At 59.9% G+C, this 19,811-nt stretch carries 16 protein-coding genes; 3 read left to right on the top strand and 13 right to left on the bottom strand.

Features of this window, described 5'->3' with window-relative positions; translation table 11 throughout:
• Positions 1–72: 72 nt before the first annotated feature.
• Complete coding sequence (locus LQK83_RS09660; RefSeq protein WP_230837189.1) at positions 73–1,308, bottom strand: ROK family transcriptional regulator; 1,236 nt, start codon at positions 1,306–1,308, stop codon at positions 73–75.
• Between the two features lie 232 nt (positions 1,309–1,540).
• Between LQK83_RS09660 and LQK83_RS09655 the strand changes: the two genes are divergently transcribed.
• From LQK83_RS09655 to LQK83_RS09645, 3 genes are all read left to right on the top strand, one after another.
• Positions 1,541–2,581: a substrate-binding domain-containing protein gene (locus tag LQK83_RS09655; protein WP_442966730.1), complete on the top strand. Its 1,041-nt coding sequence runs from the start codon at positions 1,541–1,543 to the stop codon at positions 2,579–2,581.
• 155 nt (positions 2,582–2,736) lie between these two features.
• On the top strand, positions 2,737–4,068 hold the full coding sequence (locus LQK83_RS09650; protein WP_442966729.1) for a sugar ABC transporter permease: 1,332 nt from the start codon (positions 2,737–2,739) through the stop codon (positions 4,066–4,068).
• Between the two features lie 11 nt (positions 4,069–4,079).
• Positions 4,080–4,880 carry an ATP-binding cassette domain-containing protein gene (locus LQK83_RS09645; RefSeq protein ID WP_230837188.1) on the top strand — a complete coding sequence of 267 codons (801 nt, stop codon included), beginning with the start codon at positions 4,080–4,082 and terminating at the stop codon, positions 4,878–4,880.
• A gap of 61 nt (positions 4,881–4,941) precedes the next feature.
• Here LQK83_RS09645 and LQK83_RS09640 read toward each other — a convergent pair whose 3' ends face one another.
• From LQK83_RS09640 to mmsA, 12 genes are all read right to left on the bottom strand, one after another.
• Positions 4,942–6,243: a glycosyltransferase gene (locus tag LQK83_RS09640; protein WP_230837187.1), complete on the bottom strand. Its 1,302-nt coding sequence runs from the start codon at positions 6,241–6,243 to the stop codon at positions 4,942–4,944.
• Positions 6,244–6,334: 91 nt separating this feature from the next.
• The gene (locus LQK83_RS09635; protein WP_230837186.1) at positions 6,335–7,072 is read right to left on the bottom strand and encodes an HAD-IIB family hydrolase; all 738 of its coding nucleotides are present in this window, start codon (positions 7,070–7,072) and stop codon (positions 6,335–6,337) included.
• Positions 7,069–8,607: a glycosyl hydrolase gene (locus tag LQK83_RS09630; protein ID WP_230837185.1), complete on the bottom strand. Its 1,539-nt coding sequence runs from the start codon at positions 8,605–8,607 to the stop codon at positions 7,069–7,071. The genes LQK83_RS09635 and LQK83_RS09630 overlap by 4 nt, the downstream gene beginning before the upstream one ends.
• A 65-nt stretch (positions 8,608–8,672) precedes the next feature.
• Positions 8,673–9,545, bottom strand: coding sequence for an amidohydrolase family protein (locus tag LQK83_RS09625; protein ID WP_230837184.1), 873 nt, complete (start codon positions 9,543–9,545; stop codon positions 8,673–8,675).
• Between the two features lie 103 nt (positions 9,546–9,648).
• A complete protein-coding gene (folD, locus tag LQK83_RS09620; RefSeq protein ID WP_230837183.1) occupies positions 9,649–10,557 on the bottom strand; it encodes a bifunctional methylenetetrahydrofolate dehydrogenase/methenyltetrahydrofolate cyclohydrolase FolD in 909 nt (302 codons plus the stop codon).
• A gap of 7 nt (positions 10,558–10,564) precedes the next feature.
• The gene (gene purU / locus LQK83_RS09615; RefSeq protein ID WP_230837182.1) at positions 10,565–11,449 is read right to left on the bottom strand and encodes a formyltetrahydrofolate deformylase; all 885 of its coding nucleotides are present in this window, start codon (positions 11,447–11,449) and stop codon (positions 10,565–10,567) included.
• 241 nt (positions 11,450–11,690) lie between these two features.
• Complete coding sequence (locus LQK83_RS09610; protein WP_230837181.1) at positions 11,691–13,196, bottom strand: aldehyde dehydrogenase (NADP(+)); 1,506 nt, start codon at positions 13,194–13,196, stop codon at positions 11,691–11,693.
• A 102-nt stretch (positions 13,197–13,298) separates the two neighbouring features.
• Positions 13,299–14,216: a dihydrodipicolinate synthase family protein gene (locus LQK83_RS09605; protein ID WP_230837180.1), complete on the bottom strand. Its 918-nt coding sequence runs from the start codon at positions 14,214–14,216 to the stop codon at positions 13,299–13,301.
• Positions 14,217–14,228: 12 nt separating this feature from the next.
• Entirely contained in the window at positions 14,229–15,167 is a 939-nt protein-coding gene (locus tag LQK83_RS09600) for a Gfo/Idh/MocA family protein (RefSeq protein WP_230837179.1), read from the bottom strand.
• The gene (gene araD, locus LQK83_RS09595; RefSeq protein WP_230837178.1) at positions 15,167–16,909 is read right to left on the bottom strand and encodes an L-arabinonate dehydratase; all 1,743 of its coding nucleotides are present in this window, start codon (positions 16,907–16,909) and stop codon (positions 15,167–15,169) included. The genes LQK83_RS09600 and araD overlap by 1 nt, the downstream gene beginning before the upstream one ends.
• Before the next feature lie 147 nt (positions 16,910–17,056).
• Complete coding sequence (mmsB, locus tag LQK83_RS09590; protein WP_230837177.1) at positions 17,057–18,262, bottom strand: multiple monosaccharide ABC transporter permease; 1,206 nt, start codon at positions 18,260–18,262, stop codon at positions 17,057–17,059.
• Between the two features lie 9 nt (positions 18,263–18,271).
• Entirely contained in the window at positions 18,272–19,792 is a 1,521-nt protein-coding gene (gene mmsA, locus LQK83_RS09585; protein WP_230837176.1) for a multiple monosaccharide ABC transporter ATP-binding protein, read from the bottom strand.
• Positions 19,793–19,811: the final 19 nt, after the last annotated feature.

Genomic DNA, 19,811 nt, shown 5'->3' with positions numbered 1-19,811 from the left:
ATCGCTGCCATTCGGCATTTTATCATCACATCATGCCAAATTTGACTCACTGACTCCTCACTACCACTTCACTTATCTGCCATCAGCCTCCACAACGAGCTCCACTTGATCGGGAAGAGACATATCATAGGCGGCGAGCGCCTTCAGCATGGCGCCTTGGCGCATCAGCTTCGGCGCATCGGGATAGACATCCACGATGTCGGGTTCCACCTCACGACCAAAGCTCTGATTTGCAAACGCGGCCCTGATTTCGTCCATCATGAAATCGAGCGCGACCGTGGAAGCACCGGCCATGATGAGAGGCACGCCGTCAAACAGCGTGAAGAGGTTGACGAGCCCGTTCCCTATGGCACGACCCGCCTCTTTCAGCGCCTGGCGCTCCGGCCCGTCCGATCGTCTGGCCTTTTCTACGATGTCCACCAGCGTGTCGTTTTCCGGCACGTCCTCAATCACCACATTGGGGTCCTGCCCGGCTACCGCCCGACGAATGGCGTAGATCCCGGCGTAGGCCTCGATGCAACCATGCCGGCCGCAACGACACAGCGCTCCACCCGGCTTGTAGATCATATGACCGAATTCCATCCCGGAGGACTTCGGGCCAGACAGCATCTTGCCGTTGATCGCCAGCCCGAGGCCGACGCCGTTCGCCATCAGGAGCGCGGCAAAATTCTCGCCCGACGCTTCGGGCGCGGTCCAGGTCAATCCCTCCGCCACGGCATTGCAATCGTTCATGACCTCGGCGCTGACGCCGAATTCGGCCTCTAGAAGGGAGGCAATGTCCATTTCGTGCACATCCGCGAAAGGTGTGCTGAGAAGCAACCGGCCGGCGCTATCAACAATGCCTTCAACGGCCACAGCAATCCGGACCAGATTGGCCCTGCCGCGGCCGGCTTCCTCAGCCACGCCATCGACAAGCTCAACCATCAGCCGCACAATGCTCTCCGGCGCGAGCGACAGCGTCCGGCGGCGTAACTCCCGGCGCCCCAATTCGCGGCCTGCATAATCGAAGAGCGCCGTTTCAACCACGCCGCGGGCAAGACGGATCGTGGCGACAGTGGCGTAGTTGCCATCCGGCGCAATAAGCACCTGCGGCCGCCCCCGCTTGTTGACGGTCGCCGTTTCGGGCAAACGGTCGGTCAGAAGCCCCCGCTCGATCAGGCTGTTGGTGATCACCGTCACGGTCGACGGCGACAAGCCCGTCAACGAACTCAGAGCAGTGCGCGAAAGCGGACCATGCCGCCTCAGCGCCCGCAGAAGTCCGAACTGATTCAGCCGCCGGACGTCGTCCTGGCGCACAATGCCTGACATTCTACTCCTCCGCGAGGTGTCCGGATCTCCGCACTCACGCCCTATTTCAAAACGTCCCGCAATGCAAAAAACTGTTTGCATTGCAGCAACTTAGCGAATTGTGTTTTTATCTTGACATATGAAAATAAGCGTGTCACTTATTTTTTTGAGGCTCAAAAAAAGTCTCGGCACGGGGTTGGGAGTCCCTGCGCCATTTTTGCTTTTGATGCTTGAAAGCATTTGGGAGGACATCATGAAGAAGTTTGCAGCTGCGCTTGCAGGCGCAGTGTTTGTCATGTCTGCGGCGAGCCCGGTTTTTGCTGCCGGCAAGACCATTGCCGTGTCCTGGAAGATCTTCCAGGAAGAGCGCTGGAAGCGCGACGAAGCCGTTATCAAGAAAATCGTTGAGGCCGCCGGCGACAAGTATATTTCCGCCGACGCCCAGGGATCGGCAGCCAAACAGCTGACGGATGTGGAATCGCTGATCTCGCAGGGTGCCAACGTTCTGCTCATCGTTCCGTGGGACTCGGAAGCCATCATGCCGGCTGTTCAGAAGGCTAAGGACGAAGGCATCCCGACGATCGCCTACGACGTTCAGATCGAGGATCCAAGCGTGCTCTACATGACCTTCAACAATGTCGGCGTCGGCAAGATGATGGCCGAGGAAGTGCTGAAGGTGAAGGACAAGGGCAACTTCGCCATCATCAAGGGCGACCAGGGCGACCCGAACTCCGCCTTCCTGCTGAAGGGCATGATGGAGGTCATCAAGCCGAAGATCGATTCCGGCGCCATCAAGATCGTCGGCGAAGCATCTTCGGATGGCTGGAAGCCGGAAAATGCCCAGAAGAACATGGAGCAGATCCTCACCGCCAACAACAACAAGGTCGACGCCGTTCTTTCGCAGAACGACGGCATGGCCGGCGGTGTCGTTGCCGCGCTTTCGGCGCAGGGCCTTGCCGGCTCCGTTCCGGTCACCGGCCAGGACGGTGACGCAGCCGCCATCAACCGTGTAGCGCTCGGCACCCAGCTCGTCTCGATCTGGAAGGACTCGCGCGAACTCGGCAAGGCAGCCGCCGAAGCTGCGCTCATGCTCGCGGACGGCAAGGACGCCTCGTCCGTTCCGAACGTACAAAAGTTCAAGGACGGTGCGCGCAAGGTCGAGATGAACGCCGTTCTTCTCAAGCCTTTCGCGGTCACCAAGGACTCGCTCGGCGACGTCATCAAGGCCGGCTGGATCGACAAGGCCACGGCTTGCGCTGGTGTAAAAGCCGGCAGCGTCAAGGCGTGCAACTGATCGACAATCGCGGTCAACAGAAAGCCGCGCCGCTCATGGCGACGCGGCTTTCTGATGCATAACACCTCAATGACTGCACCCGGGCGCCTGCCATTTGGCGCCTCAATAACAAGAACCTGCCATTCAACAGACTTTGTTTCGAGGGGGAACGGCACGTGACACAGACCGACACCGCCATCACCAATCCGTCGTCGGCCAGCCGCGAGGGGCCTATTACAACCTTCCTTAGAGCGACAGAAATCGATGCGCGCATGCTTGGCATGTTCGGCGCGCTGCTGCTCATCTGGGTCGGTTTCCATGTCTATGGCATGGTTTTCAACGACAATGGCGCCTTCCTCACCTACCGAAACCTCTGGAACCTGTCGGTTCAGACCGCCTCCATCGCGGTGATGGCGACCGGCATGGTGCTCATCATCGTCACCCGACATATTGATCTTTCCGTCGGCTCGGTTCTCGGCGTGACCGCCATGGTGACAGGCGCGGCACAAGTCTGGATATTTCCGAAAGTGCTCGGTCTCGGCCTCGGCCATCCCATGATCTGGATTCTGGCGGTTCTGGTCGCGCTCATCGTGGCTACGGCGATTGGCGCCTTTCAGGGACTGCTCGTCGCCTATCTGCAGATCCCATCCTTCATCGTGACTCTCGGCGGCATGCTTGTGTGGCGCGGCGCCGCCTGGTGGGTGACGCGAGGTGAGACCATTTCGCCGGTCGACCCCAACTTCGCCCTGATCGGCGGCGGCCCTTATGGTGCCATTGGCGTTACAGCAAGCTGGATTGTGGCGGTTGTCGTCTGCGTTCTGATCGTGGCTTCCCTCGCCACAAGCCGCAAGCAGCGCAAACGCTTCGGCTTTCCGCGCCGCCCCCTCTGGGCGGAAATCTTCATTGCCATCGTCGGTTCCGCGCTGGTGCTGGGTGCGGCCTATGTTGCCAACAACTATCCCTGGCCGGCCGGCATCGTGAAGCAATATGCGGCGGCCCATAACATCACCATTCCGCCAGGCGGCCTGTTCATCGGCCATGGCTTCGCCATTCCGGTCCTGATTGCCGGCGCGGTGCTGGTCATCATGACCTTCATCGCCAACCGCACCCGCTTCGGCCGCTACGTCTTCGCCATTGGCGGCAACCCGGAAGCCGCGGAACTGGCCGGCATCAACACCAAACGTATGACCGTCATGGTCTTCGCCCTGATGGGTACGCTGGTCGGCATTTCCGCAATCATCGCCTCGGCGCGTCTGAATTCCGCGACCGCCGATCTCGGCAAGATCGATGAGCTCTATGTCATCGCGGCCGCCGTGATCGGCGGCACATCCCTGGCAGGCGGATCCGGCACGATCTGGGGCGCCATGCTGGGAGCCCTCGTCATGCAGTCGCTGCAATCGGGCATGGTGCTTATCGGTTTCGAAAGCGCCATGCAGCAAATGGTCGTCGGTGGCGTCCTTGTCGTCGCCGTCTGGCTCGATACCGTCTATCGCCGTCGCATCAGATAAGGAGGATGAACATGAATGCCAACATCGGGATTCCTCATTCCGGCGCAACGCCCCTGGTCGAAATGCGCGACATTTCCATCGCCTTTGGGGGTATCAAGGCCGTCGATCATGCCAGCGTGGATCTGTTTCCGGGAGAGGTCGTGGGACTGCTTGGACACAATGGCGCCGGCAAGTCCACGCTCATCAAGATCCTGTCGGGGGCCTATCCCCGCGACGCCGGCCAGATCCTCATCAATGGCGAGGAGGCGCAGATCGGCAACCCTCGCGACGCCAAGGCCTATGGGATCGAGACGATCTACCAGACTCTGGCGCTTGCCGACAATGTCGACGCCGCTGCCAATCTCTTTCTCGGCCGGGAATTGCTGACAGGCTGGGGAACGCTCGATGACGCGGCGATGGAGGCCGAAGCGCGCAAGGTCATGGGCCGCCTCAACCCTAATTTCCGCCGTTTCAAGGAGCCCGTCAAAGCGCTTTCAGGCGGGCAGCGTCAGTCGGTCGCCATTGCCCGCGCCATCCTCTTCAATGCACGCATCCTGATCATGGACGAGCCCACGGCGGCGCTTGGCCCCCACGAAACCGCACAGGTTGGGGAACTCATCAAGGAGCTGAAAAAGGACGGCATCGGCATTTTCCTGATCAGCCACGACATTCACGATGTCTTCGACCTTGCCGACCGCGTGGCAGTGATGAAAAACGGTCAGGTGGTTGGATACGCCAAGACCACGGAGGTCACCAAGGACGAAGTCCTGGGCATGATCATCCTCGGAAAATGCCCGCCTACTGCCATTCGCGGGCCCGGCGCGATCGACTGATCCAGCGAAAAATGACTATGATTAGATAATAAATATTTTATTATCTAATCATTTTACACCTTCACGCAGCGGGGTGCTCAATCTCGTCTGTCTTGTACATATCATAGCGACCGCGGAACTGTTCGAAGAGATTCAGCGTGCGGCGCGCAATCCCCGTCCAGCCGAAGGCTCGGCGGGCGAAGCGGGCTCCCTCCACGGAAAGCGTTTCACGCAGCCACGAATACTGAAGGGGCATGTTCAACATGGCGGCGAATTCTTCCGGCCGCTTCGGGTCGGCGACCAGCGCGTGCCGACCGAACTCGATCTGTTCGTAAAGCCCGCCGTGAATCGTCATGACGGTCGGAGTGCCACAGGCCATGGCCTCCACGGCGGTCATTCCAAAGGGTTCGTAGCGCGAGGGAAGCGCAAAAACGCCCGGTGCGCGGTAACAATCCGCCAGATCCCTGTCTTCAACATAGCCGCGCCAGTCGATCCGGTCTTCCACGCCGACCTCGGAAGCGATTGCCTTATACTGATCTAGGAGCGCGATGTCGCTGTCGGAATTCGCGCCCGCCGCCAGAACAAGCCGGGCCTCGGGCTGAAGCTCCCGAAGATGTGCCATGGCGTGTATCGCCAGATCATACCCTTTGTTTTCGGCCGCGCGGCCGACGATGTAGATATCCTTTTCCGTCAAATCCAGACGGGAGCGCGCACGCCGAACCATGTCTGGTGTCGCAGGTGTGAAGCGGCCTTCGTCTATCCCTGGCGGGATCATGGTGATGTGATCGCGCGGCAATTCATATTGTTCGGCGATCAGGTCAAGCTGCTGTTCGCTCGTGGCGATCACGTGGTCGCAGTTTCGATAGAGCACGAATTCACGCCGGATACGCTCTTCAAAACGATAGCCGGCAATCTCCTCAGGATCCGCGCCTGCCATATCGTGACGCTTCCACCAGCCCAGCGAATGCGGCGTATGGACATGGGGAATTTGCAGCTCTTCGGCGATTTTCTGACCGCTCACCCCGGCATCCCAGTAATGCGAATTGATGACGTCATATTGAATCTTGCGCTTGCGTATGTAGGCCAGCGCATTGGTGATGAAGTCACCGTACCAATCGTGCATGTCTTCCTTGCGGATGAAATCGCGCCCGCCGAACGGGATTCGGACAATCTTGAGATTGTCGTTGATCTCATCCTCGGCCGGCTGGTCTTCAAAACGCCGTGTCATAACATCGACACGGTAACCCAGTCGCGAGAAACGCTTGGCAAGCTCCAGCACGAAAACCACCTGGCCTCCCGTGTCCGGCTTCCCCAACTCCGGCGAGCCCGCGACATAGCCATGCAGCGAGATCATCAGGAGCGAACCGACATGTTGTCCGGCCATGTGTGTCTTCCTCTTCTACTTGAACGGCGTCCATCGCACAGTTTGACGTTATCGTCTAACGTCTGGCAGCTACCAAGGTTCCGCTCCGGCGTTACGACGGGAGCACACCGTAGGCCTGCAACCCCTCGAGCACACCAGCAGCGTGGTCCGCCCGGGCGAAGTAAGTCTTGTGGCGCGGGGCGGCGTACCGCAATTCACGCCGGGCGTTGCCAACGGCAATGGCCCGGTCGGCGGCCTCGAACATGGCAAGGTCATTGCCGGAATCGCCCGCCGCAATCACTCGCCCGGGGCCAGCGGAAAAATGCTTTGCCAGGAACAGCAGAGCGGCATCTTTTCCGGCACCCGGCGCGATCAGATCGAGATCGCTTGCGCCGGAATAAATGGCACGAAACGGCAGACCGCGCTGAGAAAGTACCTCCAGAAGCCTCTCCACCGCCCTCTCATCCGGCACAGCGAAGCTCGCTTTGGCTGGCGTCTGAAACACGTCCGGATGCGGCGCGTGACCGAAATCCTCAACGAGATCAACGATCTCCTGCCGCGGCCAATTTTCAAAGCGTGCTGCCCACTCAGTCAAGAGAGCGCCCCCTATCCGAATCTCGGTGCCCAGCCCGGTGATGATCGCGTCCGGGGAGAAATCCTGCGGGAAATAGTCTCGAATGGTTTCGTCAACACTTCTCGCCGGGCGGCTGGAATTCAGAACAAAACGGATGGGCTCCTCGGCATCTCGCAGCACCGACCAGAGATGAAATAACGCATCCCTGTCACCTGTCAGAGTGTCGTCAACATCACTAACAACAAGCCAGACGTCGACCTCGGTGCGCGCCGTCATCGCGCAGCCTCCTTATCGGAGTGGTCGACGCGGGTGGCGGTGTAAACCATTTCGGATGCATGCTCCGAGACAGGACGCGCGAGATTTTCGATGATCAGGTCGCGAATGCCGAGCGTCGCCGATTCAGCATAAAACCCAACAGCACCGTCAGCATAGGTCTCGTCCACAAGACTGAGAACCACGTAACCGCCGATGGAAACCTCAAGATACATGCCGTGCGCGACAACTTCGATCAGCCAGCTCTCCCGCTGCTCCTCCTGGAAGTGAGCATCCTGAAGCTGCTCGTAGCGGAAGGAGTGTTCGAAGACGGGCGTCGGGTTCGCGCCCCAGGCGCGGATCTGTGCCACGCCCTTGATCAGGTCGAGGGCCAGATAATAGCCGTCGCCTTCTTCGTTGATCCGCAGGACAAGGCCGCATTTGCCTGAACCCTGCAGCGTAAGAACGCAGCGGAGCCGAAAGTCCGTGTGATGCCCCGGCAGCAGCACTGCTTCGTAACCGCTCCGACAGGAGAAGCTGAGATAGCCATCCTGATCATCCAGCGATGCATGGGAGTTGCCGTAAAGAAAGCGGCATTGCGCTACGGCGGTGATCTTCTCGCCGCCAGTCACCAGATCGTCAAAGGCCCGTGACGACTTCAGCCTGAGCCGGCCGCTGCTGCCCTGAACCAGCTCCTTCGGAGGCGGCAACACCTTTTTTGTCACCTCACGTCCGTTGATGATCTCGGTGCGGGCGAAGAAGCAGAACAGCAAGGGACGCCCGCCGTTCTGGCATACACGCGCGGCGTAGTTGCCAAACGGCAGCAGAACATTTTCGAAGAAATTCTCGTATGGTCCCTCCAGCCGCTCGGAATACCAGTAATGAATCTTGATGTCCTCGCGGATCGAGCCAATGAGGTAATAGCGGTCACCGAGCCAGAAGAGATTGGGCACCTCGACATCGTCATAGAGCCCCGGCTTGTGAAGGGGCGAGAGAAACTCGAATGAATCCGGCGCGATCTCGCGCGCCATGGCGACGCAGCCGCGGCGGATAACGGGTCCGTTCCTGACCCGACCCGAGGCAAGAAGAAGTCTTGAACCGGTCTTTTCATCAGTGAAAAAGAACGGGTCGCGAAAGCTTACCCACTGCCGCCCCTCATCAATGCCGGACTCGTAGTAGGGGCCCCGGATTTCCAGCGGATAGCCGGCGTCCGTGCAGCGCTCCCAATGATAGAGATCCTTGGAGCGCGCCAGACCGACGCGCTGTATGCGACCATATTCGGCTCTTGAAAGGCCGGTGTAGAACATGCGCCACTCGCCTACCCGATCAGGGTCGGGAGAGACATGCATGGTCCACAACATGTCGTCGTCCCAGCTGCCGGGGTCTCCGACGAAAAGCGCGTTCTTGACGCGCCGCCATGACAGGCCGTCTTCGCTGACGGCATGGGCTATAAAGTCGTGATTGGGGAGGACAAGGTGAAAGAGATGGTACAGACCGTCGTGAAAGATCACGTCGACGTCACCAATGTCCGATCTCAGAAATCCGTGCGATGCGTACATGCCCGGAATTCTGCCCGCGTACGTGGCAGCGGGCAAGAACTATATTTTTGTGAACCTGGGGAACTTCAGCTCAATTTCAGGAGTTTAACCGCGTTGTCCTTCAGGATGAGCGGACGGACCTCATCCTTGATGTCAATCTTCTCGAAGTCGGCCAGCCAACGTTCCGGCGAGATCATCGGCCAGTCCGAACCGAACAACATCTTGTCTTTCAACAATGTATTGGCATAGCGAACCAGAAGCGGCGGGAAATACTTTGGCGACCAGCCGGACATGTCGATATACACGTTGGGCTTGTGCGTGGCGACCGCCAACGCCTCCTCCTGCCAGGGGAAGGACGGGTGCGCCATCACGATCGGCATGTCCGGAAAGTCGACAGCAACATCGTCAAGATGGATTGGGTTTGAAAATTTGAGCCGCATGCCGTTTCCGCCGCGCATACCAGAGCCCACGCCCGTCTGGCCGGTATGAAACAGTGCTATGGCGCCGTATTCGGCCAGGACCTCATAAAGCGGATAGGCCAGGCGGTCGTTGGGGTAAAAGCCCTGATATGTCGGGTGAAACTTGAAGCCCTTAACCCCATAATGCTCGATCATGCGGCGCGCCTCGCGCACGCCCATCTTGCCCTTGTGCGGGTCGATCGAGGAAAAGGGTATCAGAACATCATTGTATTCGGCCGCGAGTTCGGCAACTTCCTCGTTGCTGTAGCGACGATAGCCGGTCTCATGTTCTGCATCGACCGGAAAGATAACAGCCGCTACATTCTGCTTTCGGTAATGTTCCGCCGTTTCGGGAACAGTCGGCGGATGCTCCCACGCCGCGCGGAAGTAGCGCGCCATGGTCGACTGAAGCTCATCGTAACCATCATCCGCGTGACATCCACACGCCTCTTCGGCATGGGTGTGAAAGTCGATGGCGCGGATTTTGGAAAGATCGATCATGGCTTCCTCCCGAGTTCGATGACCCGGTTTTAAAAGCCAAATTAGTTATAGTCAATAACAATAGAGAAGCCGGGGCGACTGAATGCGCTTGGCCACCATCGCCTCACAATGTGCCGAAATCCGGCGCGGGCACAGCCGACTGCTGATAGGCGGCCGTCACAGTGTTGGCCATCAGCATCGCGATCGTCATCAGACCGACGCCGCCCGGAACAGGCGTAATCGCACCCGCGACAGCTTCAGCCTCGGGATAGTTGACGTCGCCCACGAGGCGGGTCTTGCCCTCCCCACGCTCCGGCGCGTCGATCCGGTTGATACCGACATCGATCACTGTCGCACCGGGCTTCACCCAATCGCCGCGCACCATCTGCGGCCGTCCGACAGCAACGACCAGAATATCGGCCATCTGGCAGATCGCCGCAAGATCCCTGGTGCGCGAATGCGCCATGGTGACGGTCGCATTCGCGTTCAGCAGCAGCTGCCCCATGGGCTTGCCGAAGAGATTGGATCGGCCGACGACGACGGCATGAAGGCCAGACAAATCCTGCCCATGCACCATGCGCACCATGATCATGGCACCCGCCGGGGTGCAGGAGATAAGCCCGGTTTTCAGATCGCCCGTGGCGAGCTTGCCGGCATTGACGACATGCAGACCATCGACATCCTTTTCCGGCCGGATCGCCTGAATGATCGGCTCCGAATCGAGACCTTTCGGCAACGGAAGCTGAACGAGTACGCCATGGATGGCCGGATCGGCGTTCAGCTTGTCGACCAGGGCAGCAAGCTCGGCCTGAGAGGTACCTTCCGGAAGCGAATGCTGGACCGAATGAAAGCCGCACTCCTTCGCAGTGCGCGACTTTGAGGCGACATAGGTCTGGCTCGCGGGATCTTCGCCGACAATGACGACTGCGAGGCCCGGCTTCACGCCATGATCGCGCTCAAGCTGCGCGGCTTCCGCCTTCACCTTGTCGATGACGGCTGCCGCCGTAGATTTACCTTCGATCCGTCGAACCATTTTGTCTTCAGCCCATTCTCTCGGACGCGTAAGACCCCGGGCTTGCCGGGAAAACAACCGTCCGGTTGCCATTGATGAAGGTGCGGTGATGGATATGGGCGTGGATGGCCCGCGCCAGCACCTGGCTTTCCACATCGCGCCCCAGCGATACGTAATCGTCCGCGCTCTGGGCATGCGTAATGCGAACAATGTCCTGTTCGATAATCGGGCCTTCGTCAAGATCGGCAGTGACATAATGCGCCGTCGCGCCAATCAGCTTCACACCGCGCTCATAGGCCTGCTTGTAAGGGTTCGCGCCCTTGAAAGACGGCAGGAAGGAGTGGTGGATGTTGATGATCTTGCCCGACATTTTCTTGCAGAGATCGTCGGAGAGAACCTGCATGTAGCGCGCCAGCACGATGAGTTCTGTGCCGGACTGCTCCACGACCTGCATCAGCTGGGCTTCCGCCTGCGGCTTGTTTTCCTTCGTCACCTTGATGTGGTGGAAGGGAATGTCGTGGTTCACGACGACCTTCTGATAGTCAAAATGGTTAGAAACGACGCCCGCAATGTCAATTGGCAGCGCACCGATCTTCCAGCGATACAGAAGATCGTTGAGACAATGACCAAAGCGGGACACCATGAGCAGCACTTTAACGCGCTGTTCGGGGCTATGGATTTCCCAATCCATTGCGAACTTCTCTGCAACGGCCTTGAAGCCCTTGCGCAGATCATCGCCGCTGACGCCGCCTTCGGAGACGAAGGAGACGCGCATGAAAAACTTGCCCGTATCCAGCGCGTCGAACTGGGAGCTATCGACGATGTTGCATTCCTTCTCGGCCAGATAACCCGAGATGGCGGCAACAATGCCTCTGGTTGATTTGCAAGAAACGGTGAGAACGTAACTGTTCATGTCCGAGGGCCCCTCTTCTTCTCCGCCGAGTCTTCTCTAGCCGGAAAGTGGCAGACTGCAAGGTCTTTCGTCTTTCCGTTCGGCATGCTCAATTCGTATCCTTGCGACCCCTTCCCTCGCTCTTCCGCATCCGACACAGTTTGGCGCATTCGGAATGTCGCAAAGAGCGCAATTCACATCACATACGACAAAGGCGGGACGTTTCCGCCCCGCCTTTTCAGAGTTTCGCAGGCGAAAAGCCTCAGCGCAGATCAACCGGCAGAAGCTCGACCGGCATGTTCTGGTAAGAAACCGGACGGAGGAAACGACGGATGGACAGCGTGCCGACCGAGGTCGCGCCGAAGTTGGTCGTCGCCGGATACGGGCCGCCGTGAACCATGGCATCGCAGACCTCGACGCCGGTCGGGTAACCGTTGACCAGAATGCGGCCCGCCTTGCGTTCCAGGATCGGCATCAGCGTCTGCGCATCGGCCGTGTCGGCGGCGTCCATATGGATCGTCGCCGTCAGCTGACCGGCGAAGCTCAGTGCGAGTTGACGCATTTCCTCGAGATCGTTGACGACAACGACCATGCCGAGCGGGCCGAAGACTTCCTCGCTGAGGACGTGGTTGCCAAGCCAATCCTGACCCGTCGTCACGTAGAGATAAGGCGTCGCATTGCGTAGGTCGCAGACCGAAGTCAGAACTTCACGAACGCCGGCCGTGGCGCGGACGCGATCGCGGCCGCGGCGGAAGGCTTCGGCGATGCCGTCGGAGAGCATGGTCTGCGCGCCGACAGGCTCGAGACCCTTCACCGCGGCGTCGATATAGGTGTCGGCGCTTTCACCCTTCACCACGATCGAGATGCCGGGGTTGGTGCAGAACTGCCCCGCTCCCATGGTGAGCGAACCCGCCCAGCCCTTGCCGATGGCTTCGGCGCGAGCGGCTGCGGCATTCGGCATCACGAACATCGGGTTGACCGAGCCGAGCTCGCCGAAGAACGGGATCGGCTCGGGACGGGCCACGCAGAGGTCGAACAGCGCCTTGCCGCCACCGAGCGAGCCGGTGAAGCCGACAGCCTTGATCAGCGGATGCTGGACGACGGCAGCACCAAGTTCGCGCGTCACGCCCTGAACGAGCGAGAAGACGCCGGGATGAATGCCGCAGGCCTTGATGGCGGCATCAATCGCCTGCGCGATGATCTCGCCCGTGCCGGGATGGGCCTGATGGCCCTTGACGACAACCGGGCAGCCGGCCGCGAGCGCTGCTGCCGTGTCACCGCCGGCGGTCGAGAAGGCCAGCGGGAAGTTGGAGGCGCCAAACACGGCGACGGGGCCGACGGGACGCTCGATCAGACGGATATCCGGGCGCGGCAGCGGCTGACGGTCCGGCAGGGCCGGATCGTGACGGCGGTCGAGATAGTCGCCCTTTTCAATGTGGCTGGCGAAAAGGCGCAGCTGGCCGGTCGTGCGGCCGCGTTCGCCCTGAAGACGGGCTTCCGGAAGGCCCGTTTCGGATGAGCCGATCTCGGTGATCTGGTCGGCACGGGCTTCAATTTCGTCAGCGATCTTGTTGAGGAAAGCGGCGCGCTCGGCGCGCGTCGAATAGCCGTAGGACCAGAAGGCCTCTTCGGCGGCCTGCACGGCACGATCGACTTCGGCTGCGCCGCCATCAGAATAGGCGCGGGATTCGCCTTTGGCCGGGGCAGAGTTGAAGGTCTTTTCAGAACTGACCCATTCGCCAGCGATCAGGTGTTTGCCAGTCAGCATTGTGTTGCTCCTTGCGGTCAAATGGAAGGGTGGTGAAATGGAAAGTGGCGAGCGGGCCGCTCGCCACTGAAGGTAAGAACTATCAGCCGGAGTTCAACCGGCTCACTTGCCCCATTTCAGAGCAAGCACATCAAGGTCACGCGCCAGTGACAGCAGGCGCTGCTTGGTGCGGTCCGACATCGGCTTCAGCGGATGACGCACATAATCACTCTTGATCACGCCGCCTTCCATCATCACCGTCTTGGCAGCGCGCAGGCCGCACTGGCGGTTCTCATGGTTGACAAGCGGCAGGCAGCGCTGCCACTGCGCCAGCGCCGCATCAACCCGGCCGGCGCGATAATCGATCACGATCGGACGGATCTTTTCCGGGAACATGGCCGAGGTCATGGTGCCCGTTGCGCCGGCGTCGAGGTCCGCCAGCAGGGTCACTGCTTCCTCGCCGTCGAACGGGCCCACGATTTCCGGACCGCCTGCTTCAATCAGTGCCGCCAGCTTGTCGGCTGCGAACGGCACTTCGATCTTGAAATAGGAAACGTTCTCGATCTCCTTCGCCATCTTGACCAGCATGTCGACGGGGAGTGATGCACCCGAGATCGGGGCATCCTGGATCATGATCGGGATCGAGATCGCGTCCGACACGGCCTTGAAATGCTCGTAAATGCCGAGCGGGGCCGGCACCATGCCCACACCGTGGTAAGGCGGCATCATCATGACCATGGAAGCGCCGAGGCTCTGCGCATATTTGGCGCGCTCGACGACGATGTTCGTCGCGAAATGGCTGATCGTCACGATCACCGGAACGCGGCCGGCGACATGCTCCACCGAGAGCTTGGTCAGCAGCGCGCGTTCTTCATCCGAAAGCACGAACTGTTCGGAGTAGTTGGCCAGAATGCAGATTGCATCGACGCCCTGGTCAATCATGCAATCGAGCACGCGGCGCATGCCGTCTTCGTCAACGCGTCCGTCCGCCGTGAACGGCGTCGGGGCTACGGGCAGAATGCCAGTCAAAACATGTTTCATAATCGAAGCACCTTATTCGTAAAACGGTTCGACGGTCACGCGCTTGCCGAGCAGGAAGGCATCGGCAACATGCGCCATCGGCGAGATGTCCATGTGGATGGCGCGGGCTTTCACCAGCGCCGCCATCTTGGCGTAAAGGCGCGGATATTCGCCTGACAGGGTCAGACCGCCCTCAAGCGCCGCCTGCCGTTCGCCATTGATGAAGAGGTTCGCGCCGCCTTCTGTCAGGCTGAACTTTCCCTCGTCCGTCTCAACGTCGATCGACCATGTCTGTTCACCTTCCTGGCGGAAATCGAACACGGCCGAAACCTCAGCACCCTGTGGGTGGAAGAAGTCGAGCGAGGCTGCAATCGGCGTTTCGCAATTCGACGGGAAGGACAGCTCAGCCGACTTCAGATGGATCGGCACGGGCAGGATCTCGGTCACGATGGACAGAGCATTGATGCCGGGATCGAAGACACCGAGACCACCCGCCTGCCAGATCCAGGCCTGACCCGGATGCCAGCGACGCACATCTTCCTTCCACGTCACCTTCAGCGACTTCAGCGCCTTGTCCTTGAGCCACGCCTTGGCAGCGGCAACGCCTTCTGCTTCGCGCGAATGCCAGGTCGCATAGATCGAAACACCGGCCTTGCGGGCCAGCGCTTCGAGCGCATGGCATTCGGAAACGGTGGCGCCCGGCGGCTTTTCGAGCATGACATGACGCCCCGCTTCGATGGCCGCCTTGGCATAGTCAAAGCGCGGAACAGGCGGCAGGCAGAGCGATACTGTCTCGACGTCCGGACGGGCAGCGAGCATCTTGTGGAAATCGTCGAAAGCCTCGACGCCTTCCACTGTTCCATGGCGCGACACGGTCGCAACCAGCTCCCAGTCCGACGACGCCTTCAGCGCCGGAACGTGCTGGTCGACTGCAATCTTGCCGATGCCGACAAGGGCAAGTTTCATGACCATCAGTGTGAATCCCTTCCAACCGGAGCGCCGCGGCAGCCCTTGAGGAAGTCGAGGTCGGCACCCGTGTCCGCACCCATGACGTGGTTCTGGTGCAGCCAGGCGTAACCCGACTCCGGCTGATCCGGCAGCGGCTTCCATTCGGCAAGACGCGCCTGCAGTTCGGCATCGGAGATGTCGAGATGGATGCGGCGCGCTTCGACGTCTAGCTCGATCATGTCGCCCGTGCGGACAACAGCCAGCGGGCCACCGGCAGCAGCTTCTGGCGAGGTGTGCAGAACCACGGTGCCATAGGCGGTGCCGGACATGCGCGCATCCGAGATGCGGACCATGTCGGTGATGCCCTTGCGCAGCACCTTGGGCGGAAGGCCCATGTTGCCGACTTCGGCCATGCCCGGATAGCCTTTGGGGCCACAGTTCTTCATGACCATGACGCAGGTCTCGTCGATGTCGAGGTTCTCGTCGTTGATCTTGGCCTTGTAGTCGTCGATGTCTTCGAAGACCACGGCGCGGCCGCGATGCTTCATCAGGTGCGGCGAAGCAGCCGAAGGCTTCAGAACCGCGCCCTTCGGAGCCAGGTTGCCCTTGAGAACCGCGATACCGCCATGCGCGGTCAGCGGCCTGTCAGCTGGCAGGATCACGTCTTCATTGTAATTGACGACGTCCTTCACTTCGTCCCAGATCGGGCCGCCCGACACGGTCAGCGCATCCTTGTTCAGGAGGCCGGCCTCACCGAGGCGCTTGATGACGACCGGCAGGCCGCCGGCATAGAAGAACTCTTCCATCAGGTACTTGCCCGAGGGCATGAGGTTGACGATCGTCGAAACCTCGCGGCCACAGCGGTCCCAGTCGTCCAGCGTCAGGTCAATGCCGACGCGGCCGGCAATCGCCAGAAGATGGATCACGGCGTTGGTCGAGCCGCCGATCGCGCCATTGGTGCGGATGGCGTTTTCGAAGTTTTCCTTCTTCAGGATGTCGGAGGGCTTCAGGTCGTCCTTGACCATCTGCACGATACGCATGCCCGTCATGTGCGCCATGACGCGGCGGCGACTGTCGACGGCCGGGATCGCGGCATTGCCGGAGAGCGTCATGCCGAGCGATTCCATCATGGAGGCCATGGTGGACGCCGTGCCCATCGTGTTGCACGAACCCGGCGAACGCGACATCGAGGCTTCGGCCTGGGCGAACTCCGCCTGCGTCATCTCGCCTGCCTTCACGGCTTCGGAGAACTTCCACAGATGCGTGCCGGAACCGACGCGCTCGCCGCGGAAATAGCCGTTGAGCATCGGACCGCCTGAGACCATGATGGTCGGCAAGTCGCAGGATGCAGCACCCATGAGCAGCGACGGCGTGGTCTTGTCGCAGCCGACGAGGAGCACGCAGCCATCCATCGGTTGGCCGCGGATCGCTTCTTCGACCGCGAGTGCTGCAAGGTTGCGGAACATCATGGCCGTCGGGCGGAAGGCGCTTTCAGAGGCCGAGAAAACCGGAACTTCGACCGGGAAGCCACCGGCTTCATAGACGCCGTACTTCACCTTTTCAGCCAGGTCGCGCAGATGCGCGTTGCAGGGCGTCAGCTCCGACCAAGTGTTGAGGATGCCGATGACCGGGCGACCGTCGAACATGTGGTGCGGGAGACCCTGGTTCTTCATCCAGCCGCGGTGATAGATCTGGTCTCGCCCGTTACCGCCGAACCATTCCTGAGAACGCAGTTTTCTAGGCCATTGAGCAGGCTTGAAAGTCATAGGGCACCTTTGAAAGGTTATGTTTCGTAAGGGATGGCCGCAGTGCTTCGGCGGGATTGGAACCGCCGAAACGCTGGGGCACTTGCTCATTCTCAAAAGGCGCAGCGCGCTTTTGACTGGAGTTTCCTCCAGGTCCGGGCTGAAAAATCAGCCCGCCTTCTGCTTGTAGTAAACGTCCAGGAACACCGCGAGCATCAGTACGACGCCCTTGATCACCTGCTGCAGGTCGATGCCGATACCCATGATCGACATGCCGTTGTTCATGACACCCATCAGGAAGGCGCCGATGACCGCGCCGACAACCTTGCCGACGCCGCCGGTGGTGGCCGCGCCGCCGATGAAGCAGGCCGCGATCACGTCGAGTTCGAAGCCGAGACCAGCCTTCGGGGTTGCCACGTTGAGGCGGGCCGCGAAGATGAGACCGGCGAGACCAGCCAGCGCACCCATGATGGTGAAGGTGAGCAGGATCAGGCGCTCGGTGTTGATACCGGAGAGCTTGGCTGCCTTTTCGTTACCGCCCAGCGCATAGATACGGCGGCCGAAGGTCGTGCGCGTCGTAATGAAGGTGAAGAGCACGATGAGTGCGAACATCACGATCAGAACGTTCGGCAGACCGCGATAGCGTGCCATCAGATAGGTGAAGCCCAGGAAGCCGATCGCAATCAGGATGTTGCGGCCGAGGAAGATCATGCTCGGCTCTTCAGCCATGGAATGCTGAAGCTGGTTGCTGCGTTCCTTGACGTTCGCACGGATGATCAGAGCCGTGACGATGACACCGATCAGCATAGCCAGCACGTTGAAAGGCTGACCAAAGAGCTGGAAGGTCGTGAAGTCAGGGACATAGCCCGAAGACAGAAGCTGGAATTCCTTCGGGAACGGACCAACAGAGGCGCCGCCGAGAACGGTGAGCGCCAGCCCCTTGAATACAAGCATACCCGCGAGCGTCACGATGAAGGCAGGAATGCGGTAGAACGCCACAAAGTAGCCCTGCAGAGCGCCGATGAGCGCGCCGAGCGCAAGGCAGATCACCACCGAGATGACGGGGTCCCACTTCCATTGCACCATGAACACGGCCGCCACCGCGCCGATGAAGCCGGAAACCGAACCGACCGACAGGTCGATGTGACCCGCAACGATGATCAGCAGCATGCCCAGCGCCATGATGACGATGTAACTGTTCTGCAGGATGATGTTCGTCATATTGACCGGCATGAACAACGTGCCATTGGTCGAATACTGGAAATAGGCCATGATGATGAGAAGGGAGATCAACAGCGCGTAGTCGCGGATGTTCGCCTTCACGAAGTGCAGAATATCGATTTTATCCCGCGAAGTTTCCGTCGCCTGGGCCATGTTTCTCTCCTATGATCTCATTATCGCGCGCATGATGGCCTCCTGCGAGGCCTCCGCGACGGGCATTTCAGCAACAAAGCGGCCTTCGTTCATGACATATATCCGGTCCGACATGCCGAGAAGCTCGGGCATTTCAGACGAGATCACGATCACGGCCTTACCGGCTTCGGCCAGCTTGTTGATGATGCCATAGATTTCGTATTTCGCGCCGACATCGATGCCGCGCGTCGGTTCATCCAGAATGAGCACGTCCGGACCGGAAAACAGCCACTTGGACAAGACAACCTTCTGCTGGTTGCCACCCGAGAGGTTGCCGGTCTTCTGGAAGACGCTCGAAGAACGAATCCCCAGGTCGCGGCGATAGCCGTTGGCGACCTGCAATTCGCGGATATCGTCGATCACGCCCTTCTTCGAGACATCCTCGAGATTGGCAAGCGTGATGTTGTGCTTGATGTGGTCTATGAGGACCAGACCATAGGTCTTGCGGTCTTCGGTCACGTAAGCCAGGCCGGCATCGACGGCGCGCGGTATGGTCGAGACATCGACTTCCTTGCCGTGAAGCTTGACCGAGCCCGTGATCTTCTGGCCCCAGGAACGGCCGAAGAGCGACATCGCGAATTCCGTGCGCCCTGCCCCCATGAGGCCGGCAATACCAACGACTTCGCCGGCGTTCACGGTGAGGTTCACGCCCTTGATCGTATGGCGTTCGGCGTGATGCGGGTGATAGACCGACCAGTCCTTCACTTCCAGAACCGGCTGACCGATCGTCGCATGACGCGGCGGATAGCGGTCCGACAATTCGCGACCGACCATGGCGCGGATGATGCGGTCTTCATCGACCGTACCGTCGGAACAGTCCATCGTGTCGATGGTGGAGCCATCGCGGATGACCGTGATGCGGTCGGCAACCTTGGTCACTTCGTTCAACTTGTGCGTGATCAGGATCGACGAAATGCCCTGCGAGCGGAAACCCATGAGCAGCTCCAGGAGCGCGTCGGAATCCTTCTCGTTCAGGCTCGACGTCGGTTCGTCGAGGATCAGCAGCTTCACCTTCTTGTTCAGCGCCTTGGCGATTTCAACGAGCTGCTGCTTGCCGGTACCGATATTGGTGATCAGCGTGTCGGGGCTCTCGTTGAGGCCGACCTTCGCCAGAAGTTCCTTGGTGCGGGCAAAGGCCTCGTACCAGTTGATCACGCCCATCTTCGCCGTTTCGTGCCCGAGGAAGAGGTTTTCCGCGATCGAAAGAAGCGGCACCAGGGCCAGTTCCTGGTGAATGATGATGATGCCGATGTCTTCGCTGTCGCTAATGGCCGAGAACTTCTGTTCCTTGCCCTCGAACATGATCTTGCCGGTGAATGTACCGTCCGGATACACCCCGGACAGAACCTTCATCAGCGTGGACTTGCCAGCGCCATTTTCACCGACAATGGCGTGAATTTCTGCAGGCATCACGGAAAGGTTCACATTCGTCAGCGCTTTCACGCCCGGGAACGTCTTGGTGATGTCTCGCATTTCGAGAATTGGCTGCATTTCTCTCCCCCGGCGTATC

Origin of the sequence: Rhizobium sp. C1, assembly GCF_021026335.1 — a bacterium.
Lineage (GTDB): Bacteria > Pseudomonadota > Alphaproteobacteria > Rhizobiales > Rhizobiaceae > Ensifer_A.
The sequence above is the reverse complement of the archived record's forward strand: the minus strand, read 5'-3'. Positions and strand labels throughout refer to the sequence as shown.

What these genes read in the sequence shown, in the direction of transcription:
- LQK83_RS09660 (WP_230837189.1), bottom strand. Translation starts at nt 1,308, where the DNA reads ATGTCAGGCATTGTGCGCCAGGACGACGTCCGGCGGCTGAATCAGTTC.
- LQK83_RS09655 (WP_442966730.1), top strand. Translation starts at nt 1,541, where the DNA reads ATGAAGAAGTTTGCAGCTGCGCTTGCAGGCGCAGTGTTTGTCATGTCT.
- LQK83_RS09645 (WP_230837188.1), top strand. Translation starts at nt 4,080, where the DNA reads ATGAATGCCAACATCGGGATTCCTCATTCCGGCGCAACGCCCCTGGTC.
- LQK83_RS09640 (WP_230837187.1), bottom strand. Translation starts at nt 6,243, where the DNA reads ATGGCCGGACAACATGTCGGTTCGCTCCTGATGATCTCGCTGCATGGC.
- LQK83_RS09635 (WP_230837186.1), bottom strand. Translation starts at nt 7,072, where the DNA reads ATGACGGCGCGCACCGAGGTCGACGTCTGGCTTGTTGTTAGTGATGTT.
- LQK83_RS09630 (WP_230837185.1), bottom strand. Translation starts at nt 8,607, where the DNA reads ATGTACGCATCGCACGGATTTCTGAGATCGGACATTGGTGACGTCGAC.
- LQK83_RS09625 (WP_230837184.1), bottom strand. Translation starts at nt 9,545, where the DNA reads ATGATCGATCTTTCCAAAATCCGCGCCATCGACTTTCACACCCATGCC.
- folD (WP_230837183.1), bottom strand. Translation starts at nt 10,557, where the DNA reads ATGGTTCGACGGATCGAAGGTAAATCTACGGCGGCAGCCGTCATCGAC.
- purU (WP_230837182.1), bottom strand. Translation starts at nt 11,449, where the DNA reads ATGAACAGTTACGTTCTCACCGTTTCTTGCAAATCAACCAGAGGCATT.
- LQK83_RS09610 (WP_230837181.1), bottom strand. Translation starts at nt 13,196, where the DNA reads ATGCTGACTGGCAAACACCTGATCGCTGGCGAATGGGTCAGTTCTGAA.
- LQK83_RS09605 (WP_230837180.1), bottom strand. Translation starts at nt 14,216, where the DNA reads ATGAAACATGTTTTGACTGGCATTCTGCCCGTAGCCCCGACGCCGTTC.
- LQK83_RS09600 (WP_230837179.1), bottom strand. Translation starts at nt 15,167, where the DNA reads ATGGTCATGAAACTTGCCCTTGTCGGCATCGGCAAGATTGCAGTCGAC.
- araD (WP_230837178.1), bottom strand. Translation starts at nt 16,909, where the DNA reads ATGACTTTCAAGCCTGCTCAATGGCCTAGAAAACTGCGTTCTCAGGAA.
- mmsB (WP_230837177.1), bottom strand. Translation starts at nt 18,262, where the DNA reads ATGGCCCAGGCGACGGAAACTTCGCGGGATAAAATCGATATTCTGCAC.
- mmsA (WP_230837176.1), bottom strand. Translation starts at nt 19,792, where the DNA reads ATGCAGCCAATTCTCGAAATGCGAGACATCACCAAGACGTTCCCGGGC.